At 44.4% G+C, this 14,013-nt stretch carries 8 protein-coding genes; 4 read left to right on the top strand and 4 right to left on the bottom strand.

Annotated features, from left to right (window positions below; all coding sequences use genetic code 11):
- The first annotated feature begins 1,127 nt into the window (after nt 1-1,127).
- From AB4517_RS17300 to AB4517_RS17315, 4 genes are all read left to right on the top strand, one after another.
- Nucleotides 1,128-2,345, top strand: a complete 1,218-nt coding sequence (locus AB4517_RS17300; protein WP_017061213.1) for a ParA family protein — start codon at nt 1,128-1,130, stop codon at nt 2,343-2,345.
- Between the two features lie 5 nt (nt 2,346-2,350).
- Nucleotides 2,351-3,325, top strand: a complete 975-nt coding sequence (locus AB4517_RS17305; RefSeq protein WP_017065141.1) for a ParB/RepB/Spo0J family partition protein — start codon at nt 2,351-2,353, stop codon at nt 3,323-3,325.
- Between the two features lie 93 nt (nt 3,326-3,418).
- On the top strand, nt 3,419-5,512 hold the full coding sequence (locus tag AB4517_RS17310) for a GNAT family N-acetyltransferase (protein WP_372148942.1): 2,094 nt from the start codon (nt 3,419-3,421) through the stop codon (nt 5,510-5,512).
- A 419-nt stretch (nt 5,513-5,931) separates the two neighbouring features.
- On the top strand, nt 5,932-7,602 hold the full coding sequence (locus AB4517_RS17315) for a DUF342 domain-containing protein (protein WP_372148945.1): 1,671 nt from the start codon (nt 5,932-5,934) through the stop codon (nt 7,600-7,602).
- Between the two features lie 124 nt (nt 7,603-7,726).
- On the opposite strand, the gene AB4517_RS17320 is transcribed toward AB4517_RS17315, so the two are convergent.
- The 4 genes from AB4517_RS17320 to AB4517_RS17335 are packed head-to-tail and all read right to left on the bottom strand — an operon-like array spanning nt 7,727 to nt 13,895.
- Nucleotides 7,727-9,841: a type I secretion system permease/ATPase gene (locus AB4517_RS17320; protein ID WP_372123608.1), complete on the bottom strand. Its 2,115-nt coding sequence runs from the start codon at nt 9,839-9,841 to the stop codon at nt 7,727-7,729.
- A gap of 18 nt (nt 9,842-9,859) precedes the next feature.
- On the bottom strand, nt 9,860-11,770 hold the full coding sequence (locus tag AB4517_RS17325; protein WP_017061208.1) for a LapD/MoxY N-terminal periplasmic domain-containing protein: 1,911 nt from the start codon (nt 11,768-11,770) through the stop codon (nt 9,860-9,862).
- A 5-nt stretch (nt 11,771-11,775) separates the two neighbouring features.
- Nucleotides 11,776-12,444 carry a transglutaminase-like cysteine peptidase gene (locus tag AB4517_RS17330; RefSeq protein WP_019823329.1) on the bottom strand — a complete coding sequence of 223 codons (669 nt, stop codon included), beginning with the start codon at nt 12,442-12,444 and terminating at the stop codon, nt 11,776-11,778.
- Nucleotides 12,445-12,503: 59 nt separating this feature from the next.
- The gene (locus AB4517_RS17335) at nt 12,504-13,895 is read right to left on the bottom strand and encodes an HlyD family type I secretion periplasmic adaptor subunit (RefSeq protein WP_048660519.1); all 1,392 of its coding nucleotides are present in this window, start codon (nt 13,893-13,895) and stop codon (nt 12,504-12,506) included.
- Nucleotides 13,896-14,013 lie beyond the last annotated feature (118 nt).

Below are 14,013 nucleotides of genomic sequence, written 5' to 3' on the forward strand. Positions count from 1 at the left end.
AGTGATCTAATGATCTGGACGTGACTTTGCTTATAAGTGGCTGAATTTAAAACATTAAAATAAACCGCCTTGGAAAGCATGATCATAAAGGTTCCGAAACTATGATCATTAAACTTAAGAAAGCATGATCACAGAACATCAGAACGATGATCATTAAGTCATTGTAAGCATGATCATTATTGGTTCGAAAGCATGATCATTATACTTATACAGCTTATCCACAGATCGGAATTCAACATCGGTTTCTAAGTCGCTTTTGACTTGTCTAAGTGGACACTTGTGGTGGCCAATCTATCGGAACAATGATCAAGAGAGCATACTTTTTTATCGTTCCTACCCTATTGAGTGCAAAATTTAGTCTGTATCCGCTGGAAATGGATTGCTTTGATGTATTTAGAGCGGGTGGGTCTTAACTAGGAAGCATGATCATGAAATTGTCATGTTTGTGTATTCTTGGTCTGTGTCGATTGAATTTTCAATCATTGAGCCCTTATAGGCGTTGAATCCCCATTCCAAAAGCATTTGTCCGTAACTTAGTTCATAAATTACATGCTTCCGGAACTATGTTTACTTGATCATTTTTCCGGAGGTTGATCATTTTCAATGTGCAGTTGCTCGGATCAATATTGCTCAGTTTACGCCTTGATCATGCTTCATAATTTGGCGTTATCAATTATCTTATACTGGATGTGCTCCATGATCATTCTTCCGGTTAGGTTCCAATCCTCTGTTGTTTTTTGACACCCCATCTTCTCTTCTGTTTTGAATTTTTTGGTCATTGAGTGTTTTTTAATTTTTATTGGATTGAAAATCTATAAATTCGAATGCAAATCACACCAACCGTAATCTACGGTTGTATTTCAATCGTTCCGAAGGTTTTTCGTTGAAATTCCATTTACATTGTAAATAAGTGATGCTGTAACATTTAAAATGTAGACTAGAAATAGCATGGTTATACATGATAGAAACAGTCATTTTTGTGTTTGTCTAAGGCGATGTTTCATCAAATTGTAAAAACGCGGTCTATTTTATGTGATTTTACTCATAAATGTATGTTCATGTTTTTGTTGTGTTTGTTGTTAATCGCTGTACAATTTGTACTTAGTTAATCATTACGGAAACTGGCAATGAAAAGAGAACAAACGATTGATAAGCTCTATCAGCTAGCCGAACAAACTCAACAAGTTCAGGCTGACCGAATTGAGATTATTTTGGAAGAGCGAAGTGATGAACATTTCCCTCCAATGTCTAAAGCTATGATGGAGACTCGTTCTGGTTTAACGCGTCGTAAGCTCGATGAAGCGATCACTAAACTTGAAGCTGATGGCCATCAGTTCACAAAGAACAACGCTAATCATTACTCGATTTCATTGACAGAAGCTCACATGTTGATGGACGCGGCAGAAGTGCCGAAGTTCCATGAACGTAAGCAGCACGCTGACAATAAGCCATGGATTATCAACGTACAAAACCAGAAGGGTGGTACGGGTAAATCAATGACAGCAGTTCACTTAGCCGCTTGTTTGTCTCTGAATTTGGATAAGCGCTACCGTATCTGTCTGATTGACTTGGACCCACAGGGCTCTTTGCGTCTGTTCCTAAATCCACAAATTAGTGGGGCAGAGCACGACAGCATCTATTCTGCCGTCGATATCATGTTGGACAACGTGCCTGAAGGCCAAGATGTCGATCTAGAGTTTCTTCGTAAGAACGTACTATTGCCAACTCAGTATCCAAACCTGAAGACAATTTCTGCTTTCCCAGAAGATGCGATGTTTAACGCTGAAGCGTGGCAAAGCCTTTCACAAGATCAGTCACTTGATATTGTTCGTCTGTTAAAAGAGAAGCTTATCGACAAAATCGCCGATGACTTCGATGTGATTATGATTGATACCGGCCCGCACGTTGACCCTCTAGTATGGAATGCAATGTACGCGTCGAACGCACTTCTGATTCCATGTGCAGCTAAGCGTTTGGATTGGGCTTCAACGGTTAACTTCTTCCAGCACTTACCAACGGTTTACGAAATGTTCCCGGATGACTGGAAAGGGCTCGAATTTGTTCGTCTAATGCCAACCATGTTTGAAGACGACAACAAGAAACAGGTGTCAGTTCTGACTGAAATGAACTACCTGTTGAATGACCAAGTAATGATGGCAACCATTCCAAGAAGCCGTGCTTTTGAAACCTGTGCCGACACTTACAGCACGGTTTTCGATCTAACGGTGAGCGACTTTGAGGGCGGTAAGAAAACTCTAGCTGTTGCTCAAGACGCAGTACAAAAAAGTGCTCTAGAATTAGAGCGCGTATTACATAGCAACTGGCCTTCACTTAATCAGGGATAACAACAATGGCAATTAAAACATCTGACTTAAATGCAAAGCTATTTGGTAAAGCAAACAAACGTCGCGTAGCAACACCACAAGAAGCGCAAACAGCGGCAAAAGAGCAGGCTCAAGTGATTGAGCTTTCTGTTGCTGGCGAAGATTTGGTTTCATTTGAATTGGTTCGAATTCCTGCGGCTGAAGTGGCTACTCGAACGGTTGTTTTTGAAGAGAACGCTCGTGAGCAATCTTTCTTAAACGAGCACGCGCTTTCTGATGTTCTTACAACATTGAAAGAACGTGGTCAGCAATACCCAGCGGTCGGTCGTAAGAACAAAGACGGTAAGATTGAAGTTCTTGATGGTAGCCGTCGTCGTATGTCATGTATTTTGGCTGACAAAGAGTTCCTAATCTATGTTGCTGAAAACATTAACGGCGAACACGCTAAGTTCCTATCAGACGTAGCTAACGCTCATAAACCGCTTTCTCTTTACGAGAAGGGCAAAGAGATGCAAGCGAAGCTGGATAAAGGCGAAGCTGAAGATCAGAAAGCACTGGCTAAAATGTTCCAGTGCAGTGAAGCTTTAGTGAGTGGTGCATTGAAAGCAGCTGCTCTACCACTTGAATTGCTACAAGCTTACCCAAATGTGAGCGACCTTGGTCGTCCAACTATTGTTAAACTGCACAAGCAGTTTGGTGGATTGACGAGTGAACAGCAGCAAACACTGCTTACTAAGTGTGATGCTTCTGAAGGTTTCGTATGGCAGCGTAGCGAAGCTCAAGGCGTAACTCGTCTAACCAAAGACGTGACAGAAACTTTGGAAGGTTGGATTCTTGAATTGGCGCCAGCGCCAGCGAAGAAAGCTTCTCCAAAAGTTGAGCTTATTAAGGGCCGCGCATCATACAGCCGCAAGGGTTCAAACTTGGCGTTGAACCTTAAGAAAGTTGATGATGCAACAATGGAAGAAATCCTCGCCTTCGTTCAATCGAAGCTCGACTAAGTCGACGACTTTTCATTACTCCTCTAAAGCCGCTTAATGCGGCTTTTTATTTGGCTGTGATAAACTGTGTTTAGATGAATCTGGACGCTAACTATGACAAACCCAACCAACACTTTTCTGCATACACTTTCTAATATTGCTCAACATAACGATCACCGTTACGGCGTGGTCTTTGATGGCGAATTTGATTGGCAAAACTCAGCTGTTTTTACTTTCCTTCAAGACTCACACAGTCCGAGCATCTTCCAGATTGGCGGTACGCCATTTGAAGGTGTGATTCATGCTCCAGTAAAAAAAGGCCAACAACTGCTTGGTCGTGAGTGTCAGGTTCTTGTTTGTGATTTTAGAGAGCAGTTCGATGCGAATGGTTTTAGTGCCGCGTTGGGTTCGTTAGTTGGTGGTGGGCTGTTGTTGGTGTTGCCGCCAAAAGTTAATGCCTCTGAAGATAGTGAAAGCTTTGGTCAACGTTGGTTAAAACGTCATTTCGATAAACTGATGTCTGTTTCACAACACAATGAAGCCTGCGATGTAGTTCAAGCAACTCACGTTCTTCCTCAGATGCAAAGCGCCCAAAACGGATTGGATAAATTTGAACAGCAAAACACGGCTGTTGAATTAGTCAAAAAAGTGGTGTCTGGACACCGTAAACGTCCTTTGATTCTCACTGCGGATAGAGGGCGTGGTAAAAGTTCGACATTGGGTATTGCCGCTGCGCAGCTGTTAGTTGAGCGTCACGGGTTTAATATTGTTGTTACCGCACCTTCAGTGAAAGCGGTAGAGCCGGTATTTTCCCATGCTAGCCAAGGGTTGGAATCTTGCGAAGTGGTAAACGCTACTCACATTCGTCATCAAGGTGGCAGTTTAAGATTCGTCGCAACAGATGAATTACTTAAATCTAAGCCTGATTGCGATCTGTTATTGGTTGACGAAGCAGCTGCAATTCCAATTCCGATGCTTAAATCCATGGTCGACATCTATCACCGTATGGTCTTTTCAACCACGGTACATGGTTACGAAGGCAGTGGACGAGGGTTCGGTATTAAGTTTGAGTCTTGGCTTTCTGAGCATCGTCCGGGGTGGAAAGGCTTTAAGCTCGAACAACCGATTCGTTGGAATAGCAACGATCCGCTAGAAGCTTGGTTGTTTGATTGCTTCCTACTTGGTAATGACGCATCAGTCACTGAATCGGCGGTTGATGAAATCGAAGGCTTTTCTGCTGACGCAATCAACCAATTAAACTTGGGCGAGTTATCAAAAGCAGAATGCTTGGCTAATCCTGAGCAGCTACAACAATGTTTTTCTCTTCTTGTGGATGCGCACTATCAGACCTCGCCTAATGACTTAATGCAGTTTCTCAACAATCCAGCAATCCGTTTATACGCCGCTTGGCAGCAAGATAAATGTTTAGGTTGTATGTTAGTGACGGAAGAGGGTGGTTTGGACAGCGAGTTGATTACTCAAATTCAACTTGGAAAACGCAGGCCTCAAGGTCACCTTGCTCCAGTATTACTGGCAAACCAACTTGGCTGTACTCATGCGGCGAGCAGTCGTTGCCTTCGAGTGATGCGCATTGCTGTTTCAGCGCGTCATCAAGGTTTGGGTATTGGCCGTTGGATGTTGGCTCAGTTATCACAGCAAACCAGCCAAGCAGATTATCTGGCGACAAGTTTTGGCGCGACCAGCGAATTGATTTCTTTTTGGCGTGGTAGTGAATTTGAAGCTGTGCACATCGGCCACCAGCGAGATCAGGCCAGTGGCTGTCACTCGGTTCTGATGGTTAAGGCGCTTAACTCAAACTCTCAAGGCTGGATAAGCCAAGTTCAAAATCACTTCGAGCGTAGCTACTGTTTTCTTGTTTCAGGTTCTTTGGTTTCACTTGAAACCGATATGGTACGAGCGCTGCTGCCAAAGAGTGTTCACACTGTTAGCGAGTTTGAAACTCAGTTAGTTAGAAATCACGTGAACGGTGGCAACAGTTATGATGCGATCAGCTTCAGCGTACTGAACTTGATTCTACTCAGCAACGATCGAAACATAGGTATTTCTGACTTACTCATCGCAAAGGTTGTTCAGCAGAAAGAGTGGGGGACTTGTGTCGAACAGTTTAATCTTGTTGGTCGAAAACAAGCAGAGATTCAGTTTCGTAAAGATGTCGATGTTTTGCTAGCAAATTTACAGTGTAAATAGGCTAGCCATCATTTAAATAGACTGACCGCTACAAATTAGATTTACAGTGTAAATTAGAATCTTGGATTTACACTGTAAACTGAAGCTCCATATTCAAATCCGTTTTTACCCTGATTATCTGTTACATCACTTCTGTTTCATCTCTCCACTACAGCCTTTAATCTTCTAAAGCTATTCGCCTTTACTATCTAGCCCTACATCGAATCAACATTCAATCGCACGAAATATTCTGGAAAAATTTTCCTATGTATTTGTAAAGGCGAAGCAGATCATAAAATGTGTAAGTCTTATTTATGAGTCATGTTTGCAGAATCGAAAGTAAGTGATGTGACGCTGATTATTCTAATAATGTGATACTCAGCGCAGAATGAATTATATAGACTGAATAACAACTGAGTCATTAGGGATACTCAATTCGAATGTGGGATAACATCGTTACATTGTCGGAAGACAAGCAACAAGTAATGGCATGTCTGCCAACCGGGACTGTGGTTGACGCAAGCTTTGATAACAAGACGCTGCCACCAACCTTGGAAGCTTTGAATGCATCAAACTATTTTCTTTTCGAAGAAGAGGTGTTGCGTTTCGTTACTCTTGCTAAAGAAGGTAAGGGTGAAGCTTATGAAGGAATCTTGATTGCCGAAGTTCGAAATGCCACTGTTGCGGTCGAACTGTCTGATGATGAGATGTTGGCGAGCCTCGTGGTCACTGGTCCCTACAATGGACACCCACTGCGTGGCAGCGACATCATTCAGTGCTTATCTCTAGCTCAAATAACAAAAGGAATAAATAAGTTAGCGCTCAGAAAAGTTCTGATGATGAGTAGCAAACTTAAGCCCGGGGAAAAGTTTACTCAGCCCGTCGCTAAAGGGACACAACCAGTAAAAGGTAAGGATGCTAAGTTTGCCGCTTTGGTTGAAGATATTACTCGCCAAGTCTTGAAGCCTCGCAGCAAAGACGAAGGCAAGATTGATATGCGAGACTTGGGACAAACCATTACCGTTGGTCAAAATGATCACTTAATGAAACGTACCCCCGCTACCAAAGGTATCGCTGGCTTTACCGTTCAAGGCCGAATTATCCCACCGCTTCCTGGGCAAGACAGTTTAATCAAGCCAGGAAAGGGCACCTACATCTCCCCTGAAGATCCCAATTTACTACTCGCCTCACACCCTGGATTGCCCATCATTAAAGATCGAACCATCGAAGTGGATGACGCCTTATGTGTCAGCAACGTCGATGTCTCAACTGGGCATGTTAAATTTAAAGGTAATGTCTTCGTCTCTGGCAACATCGAGCCGGGGATGATCGTCAAGGCGACCGGAAGTGTTACGGTTGGTGGCTTTATCGAATCGGCCGAAGTTCAAGCCCAGGGGGATATCAAAGTCGCCAAAGGCATTATCGGCCATACGACTAAAGAGGGGGAGCCAAAAAGTTGTAAGGTATTCAGTAAAGGCTCTATCACAGCAAGCTACGCACAGAATGCTGAGCTACAAACGGCCAACGACCTTAGACTTGGTGTGCACAGTATGAGTAATGACATTCGCTGTGGTAACAACCTTATCGTGATGGACAGTTTGAAAAAACACGGCACGCTCAGCGGTGGTGAAGCCAAAGTCGGCGGGAAAGTAGAATGTGTCTTCTTAGGTGTTGAGGGAGACACCGCAACTAAAGTACATGGCTTTGCGCGCTACGATGGTTACCGACAAAAGCTAGCCGAGCTGAAGGAAGCTTATAAACACACTCAAGAGCAAACCATGGGTGTGATTCGCCAAGAGTTAGAATTTAAGAAGCGCCCTAAAACCGAGAGAAGCGAAGAGCAAGCCCTAGAAATTGAGCAGCAACGTGAGAAGAATAATCTCGCAATTGAAAACACAAAGTCGCAGCTAGATACACTCGAAGCGGAGTTTGCAACCAACCTTGCTGAATGCACTGTAGAGGTACACGAAAAAGTGTATACCCGAGTGACGATTCAATTTGGTGATGAGACAGTCACAACCAAGCGAACCCACGGCGGAAGTGTTTTCTCATTCAACCAATACGAGATCCAATGTTCATTCAAGATGGAGCAAGAGGATATTGCTTTGTAGACTTTTGTGCTGAACACAAAGTTACGTATGGTTAAGGTGCCGATACTGACAAATAAAAAAGGGGAGCTGATGCTCCCCCTTTTGGTTTCTACTGATAATTATTTATTTAGGTGGCTTGAGCGCTCTAACTAACGGCTCTCACTCGGCCTTGTTTAAGGTCTGAAAGAACCTGTGCTTTAGGACCATCTGCAATGATGCAGCCTTTCTCCATTACGATCACTCGATCGACAATGTCCAACATCGACGTTTTGTGTGTAATCAGAATTAACGTCTCGCTTGGTAGCAATTGGTTAAGTTGGTGTTTGATGTGCATCTCTGAACGGTTATCCATAGCACTGGTCGGCTCATCCATCAACAACACTGGCGGACGGCCAAGGAAGGCTCTAGCAATGGCAATTGACTGACGTTGTCCACCAGACAGCAAGGCACCACCTTCACCCACTTGGCGTTCCAAACCTGCAGGATCTTGTTGAGTAAACGCGGTTACCCCTGCACGGTTTGCTGCATCCATCACGTCACGGTCATCCACCAAAGGACGACCTAAAGTAATGTTGTCTCTTACTGAACCGTAGAACAGGTTACTGTCTTGCGGAACACAACCTATATTGCGTCGTACGTCGACATGATGCAGTTGCTCCATATCCGTGTCATCAATGCGTACATGGCCCTCTGTGGGCTTGTAGAGGCCCATAATCAGACGTTCTAGTGTGGTTTTACCTGAACCGATACGTCCAATGATCGCCACTTTCTCACCGGGTTTAATATGCAGAGTTAAATCTCTGATAGAAGCCACGGGCGAATCAGGGTAGTGGAACGTCACTTTGTCGAGCGAGATATGACCTTGAATAATAGGGCGGTGGATGTAGCGCTTACCTTCTTCTTGTTCATCTGGCATCGACATGACTTGCTCAATCAGAGTCATTGATGACTTCGCTTGGTTGTAACGAGTCGAAAGCAAAGACAGTTGAACAAGCGGGCCAATCGCTCGGCCGCTCAACATGGTTGCAGCGATCAAGCCACCCATCGTAAGTTCACCTTCTGCAATTAGATACACGCCAAAGATGATCATACCAACGTTAGTACTTTGCTGAACAAAGCCGGCGGTGTTTTGGATGCTGTCAGTGATGCGTCGACTTTTGATATTCCAATTCGCCATGTGAGCAACGGCTTCTTCCCAACGGAATTGGAATTGGCTTTGCGCACTGAACAGCTTAACCGTCTCTAACCCTGCCAAACTCTCGATTAAGTTCGCGTACTTCTGCGAAGCAAGACGAGAGCCTTCCTCAATGGTACGGCGCAGTGGACCTTGGATTAGCAATGCATAGACGATCAAAATGACCACGCCAGCAACGGGAACAAACACAAGGTTTCCAGCCATTAACCAAATTAGCGCTAAGAACATCAGTGCGAAGGGGAGGTCGATTAACGAGCCAATGGTTGCAGAGGTAAAGAATTCACGAATGGATTCGAACTCTTGCAAGTTTTTAGCGAAAGCACCGACAGAAGCAGGCTTCGCTTCCATACGAATCCCCAGTACTTTACTGAACAGTTTGGAGGAAATGAGAATATCGGATTTCTTACCGGCAACGTCAATGAAGTAGCTGCGCATCAATTTGAGCAGCAAATCGAATAGGAACACGACAAAGATACCACTTGCCAGCACCCACAAAGTTTCAAAGGCGAGGTTGGGAACTACCTTGTCGTACACCAAGCGTGTAAACATCGGCGCGGCAATTGCGAAGATGTTGATCAGAATCGAGGCGATCAACACATCTCGGTAGATGTTTTTAGATTCCCAAATCGTGCTCCAAAACCAATGCCCTTTACGTGTTTTTAGAACCTCTGGTGAACGTTCATCATAGCGGAACTGTTTCTTTACCAAGAAGTAGCGGCCGATGAATTGTTCTTTCAGCTCTTCGACAGGAATGATGATTGGCACCATTCCGCTTTCTGCAGTAATGATTTCCGCTTCTTGCTTCTCTAAATCAATGCTGTTGAGAACGCACGCCTCGCCTTGTTTAAGCAGTAAGACAGCAGGCAGTATCAGGTGAGGAATCTTTTCTAAGTCGGAACGGTTTTCTTTTGCCACCAATCCTGCTCGTTCAGCAGAACGAGGGAATAGGAAAGGGGTTAGCTTTCCGTCTGATAGTGGTAGCCCATTGATCAACGCTTCGGGCGAGTTAGCTAACCCGTAATACCGGCTAACGTAGATCAGTGAGTTCAATAGTGGATCTTGCATGTGATATAACCCTTACAACTATTTATCAACAATGAAGCCTTGGAACACTTCTACGTAGTTATCAGACAGGATATCTAGCTGAGTCTGAGTTTCTATTCGAGACGCGATGGTGGTGACGCCTAGGTTGTGAGCGGTTCTAGAGATCGATGTTAAGGTGAACTTCTGTTTTTCGTCATCAAGGTTATGTGTGAACAGGTAATCTAGTTTCACATAACTTGGACGGTATTCGTTGATGTAATCCAGTGATTGGAAGTTACGTCCGTAGTTATCGACACCAAACACCGCTTCAGCGTTGCGAATGGTGTTACACAATAGTGCCGTGTAGTGCGGAACGTTGATGAAGCAGTTTTCTGGAATCTCAAAGTGCAACAGGTGAGCGATTGAAGCATTCTGTTCAAGCGTCTTACCGATCCAACGGATGAAGCTTGGTTGAGATATACTGCTTGGCGAGAGATTAATAGCGACTGGGCTGGTTACTTCTTTTGCATTGAGCTTTTCAACCATCTTCTCAATAACGTATTGGTCGAGAATGTGGCTCATTTCAAGCTGTTCTAGCGCGTATAGATACTGGTTAGCACCGTAACGCACGCCATCTTTTTCAATCGCAGAGAACACCTCTTGGTGATACGTTTTACCAAAGGCATTGTTTGCAGCCTGCAGACGGAAGGTAATGAGGTCGTTGATGATCGCTTCTTCAACCAACATACGCCATTGTTGTTTGCCCATCACTGCGCCGTGATCGTCTGCGGTTACGTAGCCGTAAGCAAGTTCTCGATTCGCCTTGGCACTTGAGAGTGCGTTATCCACCAGCGACATGATTTCAGTACTGGTTTTACGCTTGTTGCTGTAGGTCACACCAAGAGCAATATGTGGATTCGCAGTGCCTGTTGGGTCTGAACCTAGGCTCTGGATACAGTTTACGATGCTGCTCGCGACAAGTTTCAGTTCGCTCTCATCAATGTTTGGCATGATGAAACCGAACTCGTCACTAGAAATACGAGCGATGGTGATATCTGGAGATGAAATTGAAGCTTGCAGCTGTTCAGCCAGTTGATGAACCAAGGCATCACCTTCTTGATAGCCCTTTTCATCGTACTCTTCACTGATAAACTCCGCTTTAAGTACCGCTAAACCACCTAAGCTCGACTCCTCTAACCATTGAGTTAACTGAGACATGTAGTAAGCACGGTTACCTAGCTGAGATACAGGGTCGATATATGCTCTTTCACGTAACTTCTGAGCTTCTTTCGCTTGGTTTTTAAATGCCAGTTCAACTTGAGTCGACATGTGGTTGATACCATCGACAACCAAGGTGAGATCTTTTGTCTTTGGACGAGCCAGAGGTTCGCCAAACTGATTCTTGGCGATCTGATCCATCTTGGTAATGATCAACGAGAGCGGACGTAAAGCGCGCTTAAGGATCCAAGAGATAGACACCAAACCGAGCAAGAAGATCGTGCCAAATATGCTCAGTAAGCGGATGAATGCTTGCCAAAGTTGATCGTAGGCAGGGCCTGGGTGACTTACGATCTCGACCTCGGCCAATTGCATCCAGCCACTGGTGATCACGCGGCGGTCATGAACAGGCTCGAACAGGTTTAGGTTGGTAAACCACTCTGGTACGCCAGTTGGCTTTACAGGGTATGAGCGGAGAATGTCTTCACCGCTATCGAGAAAGATCAATCGAACGACTGAGTAAGAACTGCCATCAAACAGGGCGTTGATAACAGACTCTACTGCCACCTTGTCCTTTTCTTCTAGGTAAGGGGCGAGAGCCAGTCCAACAGTATTAATGGTATTACTTACCTCAGAGCGTTGCTGCTCCTCTAAGTATCCACGGGTGGTATTGAATTCGATCATAAAAACTGACGTCATCAGCAGTATGAACACTGCAACCATCCCGACCACAAGCTGTTTATATAAAGTCATTGTACCTACTCATCGTAATTGATAATGGGTTTGTTTAATTTTAGAGAGCGCTCACGTGAACGTAAGTCGTTCCATAAGCTCAATCTTGAAGATTTCCCTGCTAATTTCCCGCTGCCCGCTGCCGATTTTATCAACCAAAGGTTTTTACCGTTAAAACTGTAAATTGGTCTTAGATCTGGGCGTTTGGAACCGCGTTTAATTTCAGGGTTTAAGTTGTCCAAAATTAATGGCTCTGCACTCGGTGTTGAGTAGTACGCCAACACCATATGGAATTGGTTTAACTCCAGTGCTTTTACGTACACTAATCGCAATTTCTTATCTGGGACGCCCAGTTCAAGCAAAGAGAAATATTTTGCGATAGTGAAATCTTCACAGTCACCAGCATTGCTGCCTAAAAACTCCAGTGGTGTTGCCCAATAGTCGTTTTTTCCCCACAGTATGTTGTCATCGACAAAGTACATCTGGTTGAAGAATTGGTTCACTGACCTGAGCTTCTCTTTTTCACTTAATCCGTCGTATGACGTCATGTTTGAACGCCACGTTGCCACTCGCTTTCCGGCTCTATCGCCGTAGGTTTTGGTCACCGCATCTATCCACCTTTGGTCGCTCTTGTTGAGCGCCACAGAGGTAAAAGAGGTAAGAACTAGCAGCAATAGCGAAATCCGAGACTTCATAGCCTCTGCTCTTGTCTATTTACTGCGTACTGAAAGGCGTTATCAAACATCCAACGTCCTTACTCTTTTAGTGCATTGTTTTGAGCACTTAATAGTGGCTTCAACATGTACTCAAGCACGGTTCTTTTGCCTGTGATGATATCGACTGAGGCGGTCATGCCCGGAATGATTGGCAACTCTTCGTTCTGTCCAAAATTGTGTTTTTCGGTGCGCACACGCACGATGTAGAAGCTGTTGCCTTCTTCATCTTGAGTGGTATCGGCACTGATGTGCTCTAACACGCCTTCTAGGCCGCCGTATTTAGTGAAGTCATAGGCACTGAATTTAACGATGGCAGTCAATTCTGGGCGTAGGAAAGCGATATCTTGCGGGGCGATTTTCGCTTCAACCAATAGAGAGTCTTCTGTCGGTACAATTTCAACGATGTCCATACCCGGTTGGATAACACCACCGACAGTATTAATACCCAATGTTTTAACGGTGCCAGTTACAGGAGAAACCACCACAGTACGGTTTACTCGGTCTTCAAGGCCAACAGCCGATTCGGTCATTGCAGAGAGCTTATCTTGCGCTTGATTGAGCTTTTCTTGTTGTTCGGAGCGGAAGTTCAGTGCGGCATCAATACGGCTGAGCATGGATTCTTTGATTGCTGAGCGTAGCAGAGGGATTTTTAGCTCGCTTGAGGTCATTTCTCGGCGAGTGTCGTTCACTTGTCTTTGCAGTTTAAGTAATTCAATTCGTGGTACCACACCTTCATCGGCGAGGGGTTTGGTGATATCCAGTTCTTGGCGAGCAAACTGGTAACTCTGTTTTAGGTTGCGAACCCGCGCCTTAATCTCAACTAGGTCTTGCTGTTTCTGTTCAACTTGTTGATCAAAAACAGAAAGTTGGTTTTTTAGGTTATTCAGATCTTGACGATATTCGGCTTTTTGGCGATTAACCAGTTTAGGCTGAAGCTCGTAGAATTTTGGTGGAAAGGCGAGTTTACCGTAATCAAGCAACACGCTTTTTTTCCACTCTTCAACAGAGAACTCTTCGTTAATGACGACACTGGTTAATGAAGCGGATAGCATCAACACGTTGGCGGTTAAGTTCGCCACTTGTTGTTCACGTTCGCGGAAGTCCGAACGGAATCGAGTGTCATCGATCAACAGTAGCTGCTGACCTTTCTGAACACGTTGACCTTCTTTAACTAAGATCTCTTTAACTAAGCCACCTTCAAGGTTTTGCACCACTTGGATTTGAGAGGAAGGGATCACTTTGCCTTGGCCAACGGTAACTTTGTCGATCTCTGCCCATGCAGACCACCCAATAGCAGCAATAAAAAACAGAACGATCACCCACAACATAATTCGCGCACTGGTGGGCGTATTGAGGAGTAGTGCCGCTGTTTTATCATCGACATACTCAAGCTCGGTCTCGTTCAATTTGCTGAAATTTTTCTGACTCATAACAGTCCTTGTTCGCTAAATAAAAGTGCAAGCCTATTGAGTGTATTCTTACTTCTGATAAATGTTAAGATTTTGTTCCTTTAAATCTTTGAATTTATATATTTTTTAAGACCTATCG

It is taken from the genome of Vibrio sp. 10N.222.52.C3, assembly GCF_041474195.1.
GTDB lineage: Bacteria > Pseudomonadota > Gammaproteobacteria > Enterobacterales > Vibrionaceae > Vibrio > Vibrio crassostreae_C.